The 16,582-nt window shown below is 60.1% G+C and carries 12 protein-coding genes; all 12 read right to left on the bottom strand.

The annotated features are described in order from the left end of the window. Window positions 1-149 precede the first annotated feature (149 nt). The 12 genes from J3B00_RS14985 to tssF all read right to left on the bottom strand — a co-directional run bounded on the left by J3B00_RS14985 (window position 150) and on the right by tssF (window position 16,528). A complete protein-coding gene (locus J3B00_RS14985; RefSeq protein ID WP_209868248.1) occupies window positions 150-1,208 on the bottom strand; it encodes a serine/threonine-protein kinase in 1,059 nt (352 codons plus the stop codon). Further along, on the bottom strand, window positions 1,205-1,930 hold the full coding sequence (locus J3B00_RS14980) for a PP2C family serine/threonine-protein phosphatase (protein ID WP_209874886.1): 726 nt from the start codon (window positions 1,928-1,930) through the stop codon (window positions 1,205-1,207). The genes J3B00_RS14985 and J3B00_RS14980 overlap by 4 nt, the downstream gene beginning before the upstream one ends. Window positions 1,931-1,932: 2 nt before the next feature. Then, window positions 1,933-5,457, bottom strand: a complete 3,525-nt coding sequence (gene tssM, locus J3B00_RS14975; RefSeq protein WP_209868247.1) for a type VI secretion system membrane subunit TssM — start codon at window positions 5,455-5,457, stop codon at window positions 1,933-1,935. A 14-nt stretch (window positions 5,458-5,471) separates the two neighbouring features. Beyond that, window positions 5,472-6,338 carry a type IVB secretion system protein IcmH/DotU gene (gene icmH / locus J3B00_RS14970; protein WP_209868246.1) on the bottom strand — a complete coding sequence of 289 codons (867 nt, stop codon included), beginning with the start codon at window positions 6,336-6,338 and terminating at the stop codon, window positions 5,472-5,474. 5 nt (window positions 6,339-6,343) lie between these two features. Continuing rightward, a complete protein-coding gene (tssK, locus tag J3B00_RS14965; RefSeq protein WP_209868245.1) occupies window positions 6,344-7,675 on the bottom strand; it encodes a type VI secretion system baseplate subunit TssK in 1,332 nt (443 codons plus the stop codon). Continuing rightward, window positions 7,672-8,178, bottom strand: a complete 507-nt coding sequence (tssJ, locus tag J3B00_RS14960) for a type VI secretion system lipoprotein TssJ (RefSeq protein WP_209868244.1) — start codon at window positions 8,176-8,178, stop codon at window positions 7,672-7,674. Before tssJ ends, tssK begins: the two co-directional genes overlap by 4 nt. Window positions 8,179-8,183: 5 nt before the next feature. Next, entirely contained in the window at window positions 8,184-9,374 is a 1,191-nt protein-coding gene (gene tagH, locus J3B00_RS14955) for a type VI secretion system-associated FHA domain protein TagH (protein ID WP_209868243.1), read from the bottom strand. Window positions 9,375-9,391: 17 nt separating this feature from the next. Then, a complete protein-coding gene (locus J3B00_RS14950) occupies window positions 9,392-9,532 on the bottom strand; it encodes a type VI secretion protein (protein WP_209868242.1) in 141 nt (46 codons plus the stop codon). Between the two features lie 96 nt (window positions 9,533-9,628). Then, the gene (locus J3B00_RS14945) at window positions 9,629-11,146 is read right to left on the bottom strand and encodes a sigma 54-interacting transcriptional regulator (protein ID WP_209868241.1); all 1,518 of its coding nucleotides are present in this window, start codon (window positions 11,144-11,146) and stop codon (window positions 9,629-9,631) included. Between the two features lie 10 nt (window positions 11,147-11,156). Then, window positions 11,157-13,757: a type VI secretion system ATPase TssH gene (tssH, locus tag J3B00_RS14940; RefSeq protein WP_209868240.1), complete on the bottom strand. Its 2,601-nt coding sequence runs from the start codon at window positions 13,755-13,757 to the stop codon at window positions 11,157-11,159. 12 nt (window positions 13,758-13,769) lie between these two features. Further along, window positions 13,770-14,777, bottom strand: a complete 1,008-nt coding sequence (gene tssG, locus J3B00_RS14935; RefSeq protein ID WP_209868239.1) for a type VI secretion system baseplate subunit TssG — start codon at window positions 14,775-14,777, stop codon at window positions 13,770-13,772. After that, entirely contained in the window at window positions 14,741-16,528 is a 1,788-nt protein-coding gene (tssF, locus tag J3B00_RS14930; RefSeq protein ID WP_209868238.1) for a type VI secretion system baseplate subunit TssF, read from the bottom strand. The genes tssG and tssF overlap by 37 nt, the downstream gene beginning before the upstream one ends. Window positions 16,529-16,582 lie beyond the last annotated feature (54 nt).

The raw sequence follows: 16,582 nt of genomic DNA, 5'->3' as shown, positions 1-16,582 counted from the left end.
GGGTGACGGTACGCATTAATGCGGTGCAGGTCTATCAATGCAGGTTCAAGTCTCCGATGGTAGAGGTCGCAAGAGCACATTTGTACTCCATCGGGTTTTCTCGGACTAGGCCAGGCGCCCGCCCCCTTTTTGCGCCAGCCTCGGCTTATCTACCCACGCTGTCGAAACAGCCATCGTTTCAGGCCGAATGCGGGCTTGCTGAAAACGTCTTTCAATTGTGATGCGGTAATCAATTGCGCTGACGGCGCAAAAGTCAGTGCAGCCCTTAGCGCGGGCCAACAGTGTCTTGGAAGCTGTCCAGGTGCTCGCAGACCATGATCAAGTCGTTCATCGCGGGCCTGGGTTGAAGGTAAGCGCTTGAAGGGATGTTCACCGCAGGCCAACTCATAAATCACGCACGCCACGGCATACATATCGCTGCCAACAGTCAGCGCTCCGCCTTCCAGTACTTGCGGGGCAGCATATCCAGGTGTCCAGGCATTGAAGCGGCCGCGGTTCAACTGTGGCAAGCCAGGCAGAACGCCTTGCTCGGCCTGACTCAGGCCGAAGTCGAATAGCCGCACGCCCTCTTCACACACCATCACGTTGCTTGGCTTCAGGTCGCCGTGCAGCACACCCTTGGCGTGGCAGTACGCCAGCGTATCGAGTAGCGGCACCACGACCTTGCGCAGCTCTTGCCAAGTCAACCCGGTGGGGCGCTCACAGAGCAGTTTGTCCAGGGTCAAGCCACGCATCAGCTCCATGGTGATAAAAGCGCGTTGAAACTGCGTATCCACTTCAAAGCTGTGCAAGCGCACGATGTTTGGATGGCGCAAATGCCGAGCCATGGCGAACTCGCTGTAGAGCAGCGCGCTGGCGTCAGGCGCGTCTGAGAACTCATCGCGCAAGACTTTGAGGGCCAGGTAGGGATCAGGCTCGCCGAATTGCTCATGCAACAAGTCCCGCGCGCGGTAGACCAGCCCCATGCCGCCGGCCCCGAGCAGGCGCTCTATGCGATAGCGGCTGGCCAAAAGTTGCGGCAACTCGCCCGCTGGCGTTCGTGGCTCCGAGTGGGGACGACTCTTTGAACGTTTGCGGCGCTTGTCTACCACCTCAGGTGCCGCGCAAGGCGAGGCTACTTTGGCTTCAGCGAAGGCAGGACTGGACGGTTTGGCGGACGCTCCCTCGCTGCCCGGGCTGTTATCGAAAGCTGAGCGGTGTCTGGTCATTGGCGGATCACCACGGCCGTCAGGTTGTCCCTCGCCCTGCCCCGCAAGGCGCTGTCGAACAGGCGCTTGAGCGCCAGCTGTGGGGAAGCCAGACTCAAGGCGGTGCCCAGTGTGTCGCAGCCCAGCCCTTGATACAGGCCGTCGCTGCAGAGCAGGAAGGCATCGCCGGGGTAGACCCGCAACTCCAATATATCCAGCGTCAAGTGTTCGCAGCCGCCCACCGCTCGAGTCAGGGCAGTTGCTGCTGGATGTGCCTGGGCCTGTTCGGCGCTCATCTGCTGCTCGTCGATCAAACGTTGCTGCAGCGAATGGTCTTTGGAAAGCTGGTACAAGCGCTGGCCGCGCCAAAGATAACAGCGGCTGTCGCCCGCCCAGATACAGGCCGCACGATTACCTTCCAGCAGTAGTGCAACCACGGTGCTACCCATGATGCTGTCACCACGGTCGGCGGTAATGGTCAGTTCCTGGCCCAGGCGCCGGTTGAGCCAGTGCAGGCACTGACGCAGACCGGTGAGCCGCTCATCGAAACTGCCCTCGGTCGACATTTCGGCGAGGCTGGCAACAATCAGTTGACTGGCTATGTCGCCCCCCTTGTGCCCGCCCATACCGTCCGCAACCGCCCAAAGACCATGCTCTGGACAATTGAGGAAGGCGTCTTCGTTGCGCTGGCGAACCTTGCCTGGTTCGCTACGGGCAGCGCTAAGCCAAGGTCTGCTGGCCAGCCTCAAAGCTGCGCCGGCATGTGGAAGGTACGCAGGGTGCGCACGTCGAACGGGTTCGGTGCGCGCTGGCTCGCCAGCAGGTAGTTGGCACGCAGGCCGCCCACCTCGGCCTTGAGCACCAGTACGTCGCGGCCTGTAAGGGACTCGGTCTGCATCAAGTCAAGCAGACGGAACAGTGACCACGGACCGGTGTTTTTCTCGATGCCGATCGGCCGTCCGGCCATTTGTTCCAGTACCAGACTGGTCCGGCCGTTCTCGGTATCAGTTGGCCACTTGAACGACATGGGTACGATCGGGCCATGACGGTAGTCCAGGGTCTTGGCGCCAAACCGGAACTCCGAGCGACTGACGCCAGGATCCAGGGTGTACGGTTCGAGTTTGAACTGGACTTGCGGCTCCAACGGGTTTTCGTTGAAAAAGCTCTGCCGGATCACCCGGGCAGCAGCCACCTGGTCGAGGTAGACCCTGGACATGGGCAGGCTGACGCCATCGACGCTGCGTAAACGATAGTTGCCCTGATCACCGTCGACGAATGGCCGCATGTAGCTTTCAAAAAAGCGGTCGACGATGCCTTGGGTCTTGAAGAACTCCCGAAAGTCATTGATCGCGACATCGCTGGTGCTGTGGGCTTGAAACGGGTAGCGCTCACTGATGGCCTTGTCATAAAAGCCATACAGCTCGCTCTGATAACGCTGATTGAGGTACAGGTAAGAGTCGTTGAGCACCATGCCCCAGGTGTCTTGCGCGAGTATGTTGAACCACACATTCAGCGGACGTGGCAGGCGCGCGGAGGCGTTGCGCAGATTGCTCAGCGCATCGCGCTGGCCGTTCATGCGCGTCTTGGCCAATTCGAACGCCGCTTGTTCGGGCGCGCTGGCACGAGACAGCGCGGCTATCTGCAGTTGCAGCTCACTCAGCGCCTGCAGTAAAGGAGCCAGGTTCGCCGCAGGCCCACCGCTCTCATCCAGCAAGCGGTGCAGCGGCTCGAAGCGACGCTGCAGAGCCATCTTGGCTGTATCTGGCACATCCCTGGCCAGGGCTTGCTGAGCTTTGCCCGCAGCTACGGCAACGGTATCCAGCGCCCTATTCTTCGGGGTGACCTGATCCGCCTCGCCGCGTTGGTCATTGGCGCCGACGTCTACAGCCTGGAAGCGGGTGTGTTGACGCACCTCGACCAGCAATTGCACAACCGGCGAGTTGGCCGAGATGAGCCCTGCGAGCTGATCAGCGCCCTCCCCTGCATCGCTGAAGGGGTGCAGGCCAACCTGGCCGATGGCTTCGCTCCAGTAGTTCGCGTAATCACGGAAATACAGTTGCTCGAGCGCTACCATCAAGCGGCGCAGATCCACGGCACTGATCCCGCCGCCTTCGCCGAGCACCCAGTTGTCACGCAAGATATCGTTCACCAGAGCGGCACCGTGAACCGAAAAGTACTGCTGATATCCCTGCCGCGTGTAGAAGCCAGGGATGGCATGGTCAGTTCCGAATAACAGCTCGCCCTGCCCACCCAAGTGCTGGCTCAGGCGATACTCCGGGAGGCTGCGAGCCTGTTCCCGCAGCACCCGATACACCACGTTGGTCCGTGACTCACTGCGCAAGGCCTGACGAGCCTGCGCCACCAGCGAATCGTTGAGCGGGTAGCTGAACGGCAGTTTCAGCAGGCGTTGAAAGTGCGCGTCAAGGCCGCTCTGCACATCGGCGTTGCCGGGGTAGCTCACCGACCACCCCGTGGCTACCCAGTCCTTGAGCCAGGACGGGTCACGACGTTCCTGCATGTTCAGCATCAAGTAGGCACGCAGGCTGTTCAATAGGCGGTCGCGGTCACGCATGTTGGTGCGTACCTGCCCTTCCAGCATCTGCGCCACCCTGGGCAGCAGCTGCGCGTCCAACTCACGCTGATAGGCGCCGAGCACTACCGGGTTGCTAGCTTCACCCTGGTACAGGCCGAGACGTTCGCTTATCGGTACATCGACCTTGGCCGGAAACACCATGGTGGCTGCGTAGGAGGTATCGAGGGTCCTGAGTACAGCCATCGCATCGCTGCGGGCGTCAAGAGTGCTACGTTGCTCGTCCCCGCTACGGGCCAGCGTACGCAGATTTTCCAGGCGCTCGTAGTTGGCGGTAAAGCCACTGGCCCAGAGCAGGCCAACGACCGCGAGCGCCACCAGCGCAGTGCAATACCAGGCACGCTGGCCCCAATGAATGCGACTGCGCTCACGCGAATCCAAACCGGCCAGATCGGCCTCGGGGAAAATAACCCGACTCAGCAAATGGTGAATGAAGCGGGAGTTACCGCTGCGCAGCGTCGGCAAGGCACCGCTGGCCGTGTCCATTTTGGGATCGCTGCTGGCGGGATTGTCGACGCGTTTTTCCGTCAGGTGCGGCGCACTGGTCAAGTAGAAGCCACGCAACTGGCTGGGCCGCTGGTAGCGATTGCCTGTGAAGGCCATATCAACCAACAGGCAAAGGCGTTCACCAATGTTTGCCAACTGGTATGGAAAATCGAGAATGCGGCCACGGCGCTCGGTGTTGCGCTCTTGGTGCATGCGCGTGATCACCTGGCTGTTAAGGCGCAGCAATAGCTCCTCGAACGCCTGTCGCAATACCCCGGCGTCAGTGCCATTTTGTTCCTTGCGAAAGCTTGTACCGAGCACCTGATCACTGTCCTCACGGCTCAACTGATCGAAAAACTCATCAAAACCCGGCAGGCAGTCCGCCTTGCTCAGCACCAGGTAAACGGGGGCGTCCACATGCAATGTCTGGTGAATATCCTGCAATCGCGCCCGTACTTGGCGCGCCAAGGCTTCCAGATCCTGCTCAGTGCCACTCTGCAGCACGTCAACCGGGACGGTCACCAGCACGCCATTGAGCGGTCGCGCACGCCGGCGCTTGCGCAACAGATTGAGCAAGGTCCTCCAGCCACTGCTGTCGATTTCAGGTTCAAGCTGGGTCAGATAACGGCCGGCGGTGTCGATCAGCACGCCATGGTCGGCAAAGTACCACTCACAATATCGAGTGCCTTGGGTGTCGCGGGTCAGCTTGCGCTCAATCTTGTTGAGCGGGAAATCCAGCCCCGAAAAATCAAGAAGGCTGGTCTTGCCGCTATGCTCTGGCCCAATCAGCAGATACCAGGGCAGATCATTGCGCCAGCGTTCGCTACGCCCCCGATAGAGGCTCGAGATCTTCAAGGTGCGCATGGCATCCTTGAAACGGCTGCGCAGTTGTTTTTGCTCGTCGCCGATCCGCTCATCACGGCGCTGGCGCGCCTGGCCATCTTCGCTGTCCTGTAGCGCCTGGCGGTGGATCCCGGCGCGCCAACTGACGTAGACCATGCTCAGGCCCCAGCTCAACAGCAGCACACTGATGGTCAGCAGCCGCCCACTAGCGCTTGCCCAAAACCTGTGGTCATCGACTGCCAGCAACGGCCCGAAGGTCCACACCAACAGCGCCAGAGACAGCACCAGCAAAAGCGTCCAGACCCACGTCCTGCGCAGGAATACGCCGACTTTCTCGAAAAAGTTTTTCATCACACGTCCTTGCATCACTGGGGCTGGACCACGCTCGGGGCAAGCGGTTGATAAAACTGAAGAGCCGACTCGCGTTGTTTTCCTAGCACCCAGGCGAATCCGGAATACATGACCAGCAGGCTGACCACCGTGAACACCCCGATCATCCACAACGGTACAACGCGCACCAGCCGGCGGCGCGTGTCGTGCAACCCCTGCCAGTGCGGCGACAGCTCGCGCGACACATCGCCCCGCAGCTGACGGATCTGTCGGTACAGCGCGTCACGGATACCTTCGAGCTCAAGCATGCCGCGGGCCAGGATTCGGTACTTGCCCTCAAAGCCCAATGCCAAGCACAGATACATCAGCTCAAGCATTGATAAATGCTTGGCCGGGTTCTTCGACAGTCGTTCAAGCAACTGGAAGAACTTCTCGCCACCAAAGGTCTCATTGTGAAAAGTACTGAGCAGGCTCATCTGCGACCACTCGCTTTCATTGCCCCACGAGGTGCTGACCAAGGCCTCGTCGACAACGGTGCACAGGATGTAGCGGGCAGCCATGACATCGCTGCTTTCGGCGCCGTTATGCAAAGCGCGTGCTTCGAACAGCTTGAGACTTTCACTCAGTCGCTTGTTGAGTGCATTCAAGTCTTCGCGGGCATCGCTGTGTTTGAGGCGCACGACTTCAGAAAGCAGGTCAGAGGCCGCTGACACCAACGCGTTCAGGCTGATGCTGAAGGTCTGGGCCGGGCATAAGCGCGCGGCGTAGATCATCCGCTGCTCCAGCTGTTCAAAGCGCGGTGGCGCATTGAAGTCGGTCAGTGGGCATTGCGCAGGGTTATCGCCCTGGCGATCAAGCAGGATGGTTTTGTCGTCCTGATGGTATTGCGTATCCGTGGTCATGTCGGTCAGTTCCTGATAGCCCAGAATTTCAGTTCTAGCTCGGCGAATTCACCCGATACGTGGAAAGCGAAGCCGCCGGAATGCTCCAGCTGCACCAGGTCATCGGAACTGAGTTCGAGGATGAAATAGGTTTTGTTGGCGTGAAAGGCGATCTGGCGTGGCGCCACCGGTAACGGTTTGACCTTGATCCCCGGCAGGTGCAAGTTGACCAGCTGGCGAATACGCTCGACTGGGCCAATCTTGAGATGTGCGGGTAGCCGGTGACGCAACTCTTCAGAGTCACAATTGGCGCTGGCGGCCAGGACAAACGAGGCCGAGCCAAGCAGTTTGTGGTCATGCAGCGGCGATACGCTGATTCCGTACTGACGCGGTTGCAGCTCAAGCTCGATGGCGTGCTGTTCAAGCACCATCGACAACACCTGGCGAATCGCATCCATCAGGGTACGAAAGCTCGCACCCTGATCGCTGTGCTGGTAGCGGCTGTCCAGGCGTGGCCGTTTACTGTCACTGGCAAACGTCGCCAGATCGCCGAGCATGGTCAACAGCGTGCGATACAGCTGTTCCGGATGCACCTGCTCCATATTCAGGTAGTGCCGCAGGAGCAATTCTGTGCGGTTGATCAACTGCAGCATCATGAAGTCGCCGACTTCGGCACCGCCGATCTTGCCGTTGGAGCGAATCCGTTCCGCGATGGCGTCACCCCGGTTGCTGAGCATGCTGATCACTTCTTTCAAGCAGGACAGCAGGTAGCTCGAAGCATGGGTATGAACGAAGGTCGGCACGAAGTCCGCAGCGAGGCTGATTACCCCGTCTGGCGTGGTGTCCTGCACTTCGCAGAGTTTGAGCTTGATAAAGGCCTGATCGCTGCGCTGCTCGCCGAGCAGGAGACGGAAATCCGGCCGCGCGCAGCACACCTGGCGACTGGAATCATCCCCCGCATTGGAGTCGGCCACCTCTGTCTCATAGACCGTGTAGCGCGCCAGGACGTCGAGCTGCTCGGCCCGGCGCGACTCGATATGGTTACCGGTCACCAGGGGTAAAGCCAGGTAGACCGGGGTACTGCCTGTGTTCGGCGGCACATCCAGGACCAGTGGTTCGGCGTTGCTATCCAACTCGAACAGGCTGCCGTCGGGCAGGATGCCGGATGCCCGGCTGATCACCAGTTTGCCCATGTTGAGAAACTGCAGATCAATATCCAGCGTCAGAAAACCCCAGCTGTAGCCACCCAGCAACTGGGTTCGGGTTTTCATCTGGTAGTCGTAGTAGCGATCGTTATGCTGGAAGTGCTGCGGACGCAGCAACATGCCTTCCTGCCAAATGACTTTATGCACATTCATGACGGCTCATCCGTTCTGGCGAGCCGTGCATTGCTCGGGCGAATGCCGTCCTGGTCCAAGGTAAGATCGGCGTCGGTCTGCGCCTGCGGGCTGAGCTGAATGACATGGCGCCACTGGGTTTGCGCCAAGTCGCGGTAGGCCGCCAGGACACCGACATAGCGGCTACCTTGCTTGACGCTGAGCCTGAGTTCCACAGATTCACCCGGACGCAGTTCAAGTTCTTCACTGGCCACCATATCGGGCGCCAGAGACTCCTTGGCACGCTCGTAGAGGCTGAAGAAGTCGGCATTGTCGAAGGCCACCGGATGCTTGAGTTCGATCAGGCGCACCACTATCGGCGAAGGACGACCGTTGAGGTCGGGATTGAGCTGATCACCAGCACTCAGCTTGAGGTTCAGCTTGGTCATGCTCGAGTAAGGCGACAGCGACGAACAACCCGTCAGCAGTGCCAGACCGAACGATGCGACCAGCGCCTTGAGTAATAGGGTCGAGCGACGAGGCATGTTTGTCATCCTAGGTCTCCGGTTTGCAGAGTGGCGATCAGCCGAATCTGTTCTTCATAAGCCTGGGCGAAGTCACGGGCCAACAGCCGTTCGCTCCAGTCATCGTTCTGGCGCAGTGCCCGGTGGTAGCGCTTGTACGCTCGCCAATGGCTGCCTGAAGTGGTCAGCAGCGGCTTGTGGTCGCGCTCGAAGCGCAGGGTCAATTGCTCCGGCGAGACATGCTCCAGGGCGTTGCGCATTGCCGTACGGCTGGCGGCCAGAAGTGCCACCTGATGCGCTTGCAGATCACGGAATGCGCCTGATATCGCCTGCTCAGCAGGCAACTTCCCTGACTTGCTGCCCCGCAGCATCACGCCCAGCACTTCACCGGTGTCCATGGCTAACTTGAGTGGGTTGTTACTGCAGCCCTGAACGGTTGTCAGGGCCAGACGCAGTTCGTTTTTCAGCTCGTTGCGCGTACGCAGGCTCTGTTGCAGGCCACCGATGCACTGGCTAAGCAAATGGGCGGCATGGATTGCCAGGCCCTCGCGACCATGGCTATCAAGGCCATCGCAATCGACCCCCAGCGCCGCCCCAAAACGCTCCCAGAAGCCTTCGTTGGGGTCTTGGAGCAATGGCGCTACCGGCGCCGAGGCCTCGGGCTGCGCCACCAGTTCCGGTACCAGCAGGTTTTCCATGTCAATGCGCGCATAGTCCGCGCGTTGATGTGGCGCCTGTTGTGCAGCATCGAGCGCCGTCAGCTCGTCGAGGGGCGAGCACACGCGCTCTTGCTGATCCAGAGCGCAGAGCGGGTCAAGCGCAAGAAACGCATCATCCGGAATAGTGCTGCCGGCAGCCTGCGGACGACCTACCTCGACGTCCATATGAGCCGGGGTGCGCAACAGGCTCGCGCGAATCTTGAAATCCCCCAGTACATACACGCTACCGTGCTCGATACGCTGCGCTTCGCCCTTCCTCAAGCGGTCGCCGCTGTCGCCTTTGTGGATACCGTTGCTGCTGGTATCGGTCAGGAAGAACACGCCGTCGCGGTAGTTGATGAGTGCGTGCTGGCTGGACAAATGACGTTTGCGGTCAGTAATCACCCAGTCGCAATGCTCTGCGCGGCCGATGATTCCACCGGCCTCTGTGAAAGTCTTGCGGGTCAACGCCAATGGCAGGCATTGCCCGGTGTCGAGCATTTCGAAAAGCAGTTCCATGATGATGCTCCTTGCGGTCACTTGCCGCGATTCAACGCCTGCGGATCACCCAGTGGGCGATAGGTGTTGTCATTGAATTTGTAATTGCCGCTACAACCGCTCAGGCCACTGAGCACAACAAGCGACAGCAGGACGGCTAGGCAGTGACGTACAGGCATCAAAAGGTCTCCATGCAAGGGGAATACACAACGCGCCGACCGTTCTGGAGGGCGCCACGACAGGCGCGAAAAAACGCTTGGACCGGGCATCTCACGCTACCCCTGCAAACCGCCAGGATTGATGTTCAGCCGGCCTATTCGGTACAGAAGCGTACGTCGCGGCAAGCCCAGCTCGCGGGCAGCCAGGGTCTGGTTACCGTCGTGCCTGCGCAGGCAGTCGAGCAACAGTCGACGTTCGACTTTTTCCAAACGCTCGCGCAGGTTCAGTTCAGGCTCTGACGACAGGCCTTCTGGGTCCAAGGCAAAATGCTCGGGGAGCAGCTCGCCGTCTTCACACAACAACACGGCGCGCTCCACCACCCCCTTGAGCTCACGTACGTTGCCCGGGAAGGTGTAGCCCTGCAGGTGATTGAGGGCTGCGTGCGACCAGCTCACAGGGTCGCGCTGAAGGAAGGCACAGGCCTTCTGGGCAAAGTGCCGGGCCAGCGTGAGGATGTCGCCATCGCGCTGGCGCAACGCCGGCAGCTCGATAGGAAACTGCGCCAGGCGGTAGTACAGGTCTTCGCGGAACAACCCTTGACTGACCAGTACAGCCAGGTCGCGGTGAGTCGCGGCGATGATGCGCACGTCGATCTTGTGCGTTTCGTTGCAGCCCAACGGACGGATCTCGCCCTCCTGCAGTACACGCAGCATCTTGGCCTGGAGGGGTAACGGCATGTCGCCGATCTCGTCCAGCATCAGGGTTCCACCATGTGCCGCATCAAACAGTCCCAGGCGGTCGCGCTCAGCCCCCGTGAAGGCGCCCTTGCAGTAGCCGAACAGCTCACTTTCGAGCAGGTTCTCTGGCAACGACGCGCAGTTCTGCACGATGAATGCCTGTGAGCGGCGTGGACCGTAGTCATGAATGGCACGCGCGACGACTTCCTTACCGGTGCCGGTCTCGCCAAGGAGTAATACGGTATAGGGGCTGTGCAGGACCTTGCTGATCAGTCGGTAGGTCTGACGCATGGCAGTGCTGGTACCGATCAACCCGTAACCGCTGGCTACGATCGGCGTTTTGGCTACAACAGCTACCTCAGCCGCAGGGCGGCGCAGACGTTGCAGTAAGTGCACTTGTCCGAGCACGAACGCGCCCAATTGCCCCATGGAACCGGCAAAGCCCTGTAAGTCGACTGGGTCGTGGCTAGCGCATAGCAACAACCCGGCGACGACCTTTTGAGCGTTGATCAACGGCACGCATAACAACGACCGCCACGGCGTGCCCCGACTTGACAGAAAGCTGGTCTCGTACAGGCTTTCGTTCAGACTGGCCAAGCTGACCACGCGGTTCTGACACAGGACAAACTGCAGCAGTTGCTCGCCGTTATAGTCCGCCGGCAGGCTCGCCGCTTCCCGTGGCTGCAACACACCGCCCAGGCACTCTGCGCTCAGCCCCAGCCGTGTATGGGTGGCATCCAGCAGGTACAGTTGGCTCAGCTCGCAGCTACTGAGCGCGGCCACCGCGCACACGAAGTCGCCCAGCAGCGTGTCGCTATCGGCCGCCCGGGAGAGGCTGGCAAACTGCGTCAGTAACGCCTCGGCGTAACTCAGGGGTTGCGGTATATCCGTGAACATGACAGCCACCTCAGGCGAACTCGCAGGTCACGCCGCCGCCGCTGTCGAGCGTTGCATGTACCTGCGTGAGGTTGTCGCCGCATGCCATGGCATCCAGCAGGCGGTCCGCCACTCGCGGTAATACGTGCAGCTCAATCAAGTGGTCGATCAGGCGTGCACCGCCTTCGCTTTGAGTGCAGCGCGCGGCCAGATCATCGACGAGGGTCTGGCAGTAGCTGAAAGCCAATTGACGACGATTCAGGCGCGCTGCCAAACGATCCAGTTTGAGCTCGATAAGCTCGCGCAGTACCGGGCCGCCCACCGGGTAGTAAGGCACTACGCGCATGCGCGCCAGCAGTGCCGGCTTGAAGTGTTGGCTGAGTCGTGGGCGGATGGCCGCTTCAAGCATTTCGGCACTTGGCCGTGCGTCGTTCGCGCATAGCCCGGCGATGCAGTCACTGGCCAGGTTTGAGGTCATCAGAATCAGGGTATTTCGAAAATCGATCTGCCGCCCTTCCCCGTCATTGACCACGCCTTTGTCGAAGATCTGATAGAACAGGTTGAGCACATCCGGGTCGGCTTTCTCGACCTCATCGAGCAGCACCACCGAATACGGCTTCTGCCGCACCGCCTCGGTGAGCATGCCTCCCTCGCCATAACCGACGTAGCCTGGCGGCGCGCCGATCAAGCGAGACACGCTGTGCTTCTCTTGAAACTCGGACATATTGATGGTGGTGATGAAGCGATCACCGCCATACAGCAGGTCAGCCAATGCCAGGGCAGTTTCGGTCTTGCCGACCCCACTGGGGCCGACCAGCAGGAATACTCCAACCGGGGCATCCGGATTGTTCAGACCAGCCGCGCTGGCACGCATCGAACGGTCCAATGCCAGCACCGCCTGTTCCTGGCCGCGAATACGCGCGCGCAGCTCTGTGGTGAAGCTTGCCAGCTTGGCGTTGTGCTCGCGGGCCAGTTGTGCAATAGGGACCCCGGTCCAGGCACTGATCACTTCCGCGACCAGCCGCGGGCAGACTTCAAAGCTGACCAGACGCTCAAGCTGCTGGGCTTCACTGAGTGCGCTCTGGGTTTCGCTGAGTGCCGCATCCAGTGCCTCGACAGTCTCTACCTCTGGCTCATCGCCAAGCGGATGACCAGCATCACGAACCGTGGCCCGTTGTTGACGCAAGGCGAGCAGGCGTTCGGCCAAGGCACGCTGCTTGGCCCATTGGCCTTCAAGCACTTGCTGCTCGGTCTCAGCCTTGGCTAGACGGGCATCCAACTCGTCCAGGGTGTTTTGATCGATCGCCAAGCCGGCATCGCCATCGCGGCGTAACGCTTGCCGCTGACGAGCGTCTTCAGCCAGCTCGCCACGCAAGCGCTCCAGGCGCAGCGGTGGCGCCGCCAGGCTGATTCGCACACGGGCGCACGCGGTGTCGAGCACATCGACGGCCTTGTCCGGCAACTGGCGCCCGGTCAGGTAGCGAGCGGACAGCTCGGCGGCAGCCACCACCGCGTCGTCGCGCAGGTAGACGCCATGACTTTTTTCGTAGACATGAGCCAGACCGCGCAGGATGGTCAGCGCCTCGCTAACGGTCGGCTCATGCAGCTGTACCGGCTGGAAGCGCCTGGCCAGGGCCGGGTCTTTCTCGAAATACTTCTTGTATTCAGCCCAGGTGGTGGCGGCAATGGTGCGCAGCTCGCCACGGGCAAGTGCCGGCTTGAGCAAGTTTGCGGCGTCGTAGCCACCCGCGTTGCCACCGGCACCGATCAGCGTGTGTGCTTCGTCGATGAACAATATGATCGGTTTCGGCGATGCCTTGACCTCATCGATCAAGCACTTGAGACGACGCTCGAACTCGCCTTTTACGCTTGCACCGGCCTGTAACAAGCCCATGTCCAGCGACAGCAGCTCGACACCGATGAGTGCCTGCGGCACCTCTGCGGCGACAATGCGCGAGGCCAGGCCTTCAACCACGGCGGTTTTGCCAACGCCGGCCTCGCCGACCACGATCGGATTGTTCTTGCGCCGACGCGAGAGAATATCGACCATCTGGCGTATTGCCCCATCACGGCACAACACAGGGTCAAGCTTGCCCTCGCGTGCCTGCTGGGTCAGGTTATGGGTAAAGCGCTGCAACAATGATTCAGTGACTGTCGTCGGTGTGTCACCTGCCAGTTCGGATTTCTGCGCGAGGGCAAAACTCTTCAGGCGATCGATATTCAATCGGGCCAACAGGGCCTGGTAGCGAGTTCCGGCATAGCGCATCGGGTTGCACAGCAGCGCGAGCATCAGCGCGGCTTGGTCGACCCGGGTCTGGCCAAGTTCCAGATTGGCCACCAACAAGGCATCCTGCAACCACTGTATCAACTCCGGGGCAAAGACCGGATTGCGGGTTGCGCTGTGCTCTATTGGCGACTGCAGTACTGCACGCAGCTCGCCGGCATCCACTTCAGCGTCCTGCAATGCACGGACGATCAGCCCCTGCGGGCGCTCCAGCAGCCCCAGCAGCAGGTCCTCGACCAGGATCTTGCTGCCACGTCGGACAACGCAACGTTCGGCGGAGCTTTCCAGGTCACGGCGCGTTTCGGCGTCCAACGCCTGGATAAGTTGCTGCAGGTCTACATTGATCATGAACGTCTGTCCTTAATGAATTTTGCTGCCCAGAATCACTACACCGTCGGCATGCTCGGGGCCGAGCCAACTGGTCCACCCCAGGCGGCAAGCGTTCTGGTCACCAATGCACAGTTCGCGTATTTGTTCCTGGCGCAACACCAAGCGAATGTCGTAGTCCAGCGGGTCGCGCAGGGTGAATCGCACCAGTGCGCACAGTGGCTGGTAGCCAAAACCGATCGGCAGGAACTCGTGAAAGCGTTGCCAGTCCAGTTGGCGGATATGGATGCGGAACTTGCCGCTGCGATCGCGAACCTGCTCACCGAGCACCAGGTTTTCAGCCAACTGACTGTTGGCTCGGCCCAGGTGGTTACGTTGATCTGCGAGAATCTCCACGCGGCGCTCGAGGCACTGCTCAATCACCAATTCGGCATGTTTGAAGTAATACCGCAGCACGGCCTCGATCAATGCAGCGGAGTGGGCGCGCAGGCTGAGCAAGCCCAGGTAGGGCAGCAGGCGTTTCCAGTTCAGCTCCTTCGCTTGCCGAATCTCTTCGCCACCAAGGCCGATCAAGGCGAACAGCTGCGCCGAGAACGGATCGAGCGCACCACTGGTAAAGCTCGCGTGGTAGCGATACTTGCGCCAGATCGGCAACATCAGCCGCTGCAGTCGATGATGGAACAGGTCGAGGAAAGCGCGGGTCGGGTTACCCTCTTCGCTGTCGCCCAGTGCTTGCTCACCGTAAAACGCCGGCAGCGGCGAGCCGGAGCCAAACAGCCCGATCAGATTGAAGCGCAGGCGTGCACGCATCTGTCCGTGCTCTTGAAAAAACTCCACCCGATCGACATCGCTGCAGGGGAACCCCAAGCTCGGGTTGGCCTGAAACTCCAACTGCTCGAAGAGCTCTTCTTCACTCAAGCGCGGATGAAAAGCGCGCAGTTGCTCGATCACCAGCAGCACCGACTGAAAGAGCGAGTATTCACGAATCACTCGGGTCAGCCCGCTTAAAGCAGGGGCTGTAGTCCCATGCGGGGTGTCCATTGATACACCTCTCCTTGTGTACTTTTTACCCGTAGCTCGTGGTACGAGTTGAGGCTGGCGTAGAGCGCAAAAAACTCATTGAGTACCGAGGCGAAGACAAACAGATCGCCTTCGCCGATGTACCCTTGCGGATCGATGGTCAACTCGGTCAGCAAGCCGCGGAGCGGCAAACCCCGATGCAGCCGGTCGACATGCTCGTGGCGAATCGACTTCAGCCCGCCGAGCAGACTTCTGCTGACTTTCTCCAGGTGCTGGTCGTAATAACGCGGTAAGTCGTAGGTTGCGAGAATCACCTTGAGCGCATCGAGGTTGGCCAGCGACAGGTAGTTCAGCGACATGTTGCTGATCAGCTTCCACAGGAAGTCACGATTCAACGGTGGCGCGTAACTTGGAGTCACTGCAGTGATATTGCGGAAGCTGAGAAATTCCGGGGTTTGCTCGCAGGGCAGCTTGATGTCACCCAGATTGAGCCGACGAGGCAGATTCTGGTTGGTACACACCAGCTCGATGGAGAGGGTTTCAGAGAATTCGCTGTGACGAGTGCCGAAGCTCAGGTAAGTGTCGAGGCCGTCATGCATCAACGAGGCGCGCTGGCGAATGCTGTAGTGGGCATGTCTCACCGGGACATCAAAACTGGGGTCGTGCTCGAAAGACTCGAAAGGTACGTACTTCTGATAACCCAGCCCGCCTGGCGCCCAGCCAGTCACGCTCTCCACGGAAAATACCCCGCAGTGTTCTGGCGCAAACGTGGTCGGCAGCAGCATGTATTCGTCTTGTTTGCCGTCGAGCCTGATAGGCAACGCATCGTGCTTGAACAGATTGACGATCGGAGTGCAATACAGCTTTACGTTATCGACGGTCGGCCGCAGGCGCTGGATGCCGCTCTTGCGGATGTCGAAGCGCAGTTCCAGGCCGCGCACCTGTGTGAGGGTATCCGCTGCCAGCGACTGGATTCGGTCCAGCCCACTGAGGTCAACGAACAAGAACTTGTCCTGGAAGGCGAAGTACTCCTGCAGGTAGCGGTATCCGCGAAAGGTATTCAACGGGTACGGGATTAGCGCCTCTTCTTCGGCAAAACCTACCGGCTGCACGCTGTTGCCCGGCATCTTGAACGTCATGACGCTGCCACTGGCCTCGAGCAGCGGCTTGCCGTCCGCGTCCAACGGCACCAGTTCAATGCCTTCAAGGTTACGCAGCAAGCTCAGGTAGAGCATCTGGCTGATGTAGCGCTCGCCTGCCAGGTGAAGACGCAGGCGGCTCAGGTTCAGTTCGCCGAGATGACCATCGCAGCCCATTGTCAGGCGCAGGCTCAGTAGCGCGCCGTCGCCCTTTAACGAGTAGCTTAGCGACGTCAGGTCCAACGGCAGGACTTCGGTTGGGTAGCATGTTCTAAAGCGGCAGCGCACCCCATCGACGGGCAAGCTCTCCACCGGCGTATCGCGCTCTACACGCAAGGCTGCGCCGGACTGTTTCAGCGGATCGAACTGCAACATGCTGAACGCTGGTAACGGCCGCATATAGTTCGGCCACAGCAGGTGCATGAGCGAATGGCTCAGCTCCGGCAGTTCGTCATCAAGTTTCTGTCGCAAGCGCCCCGTCAGAAATGCAAAGCCTTCGAGTAAACGCTCAACATCAGGGTCGCGCCCAGCCTGACCCAGAAAGGGTGCCAAGGCTGGGCTACGCTCGGCAAAACGGCGACCTAACTGGCGCAGTGCGGTAAGCTCGCTTTGATAGTAGTGGTTGAAGGACACTGCCGGTTCCTGTTGTTCTTGTAAGCGAAGGTTGTGACGTGGGTAGCCGATGCT

The sequence above is a fragment of the Pseudomonas sp. BP8 genome, assembly GCF_017875955.1.
Taxonomy (GTDB): domain Bacteria; phylum Pseudomonadota; class Gammaproteobacteria; order Pseudomonadales; family Pseudomonadaceae; genus Aquipseudomonas.
The sequence above is the reverse complement of the archived record's forward strand: the minus strand, read 5'-3'. Positions and strand labels throughout refer to the sequence as shown.

What these genes read in the sequence shown, in the direction of transcription:
- tssJ (WP_209868244.1), bottom strand. Translation starts at nt 8,178, where the DNA reads ATGCCTCGTCGCTCGACCCTATTACTCAAGGCGCTGGTCGCATCGTTC.
- J3B00_RS14985 (WP_209868248.1), bottom strand. Translation starts at nt 1,208, where the DNA reads ATGACCAGACACCGCTCAGCTTTCGATAACAGCCCGGGCAGCGAGGGA.
- tssK (WP_209868245.1), bottom strand. Translation starts at nt 7,675, where the DNA reads ATGAATGTGCATAAAGTCATTTGGCAGGAAGGCATGTTGCTGCGTCCG.
- tssM (WP_209868247.1), bottom strand. Translation starts at nt 5,457, where the DNA reads ATGAAAAACTTTTTCGAGAAAGTCGGCGTATTCCTGCGCAGGACGTGG.
- J3B00_RS14950 (WP_209868242.1), bottom strand. Translation starts at nt 9,532, where the DNA reads ATGCCTGTACGTCACTGCCTAGCCGTCCTGCTGTCGCTTGTTGTGCTC.
- tssG (WP_209868239.1), bottom strand. Translation starts at nt 14,777, where the DNA reads ATGGACACCCCGCATGGGACTACAGCCCCTGCTTTAAGCGGGCTGACC.
- tagH (WP_209868243.1), bottom strand. Translation starts at nt 9,374, where the DNA reads ATGGAACTGCTTTTCGAAATGCTCGACACCGGGCAATGCCTGCCATTG.
- J3B00_RS14945 (WP_209868241.1), bottom strand. Translation starts at nt 11,146, where the DNA reads ATGTTCACGGATATACCGCAACCCCTGAGTTACGCCGAGGCGTTACTG.
- icmH (WP_209868246.1), bottom strand. Translation starts at nt 6,338, where the DNA reads ATGACCACGGATACGCAATACCATCAGGACGACAAAACCATCCTGCTT.
- tssH (WP_209868240.1), bottom strand. Translation starts at nt 13,757, where the DNA reads ATGATCAATGTAGACCTGCAGCAACTTATCCAGGCGTTGGACGCCGAA.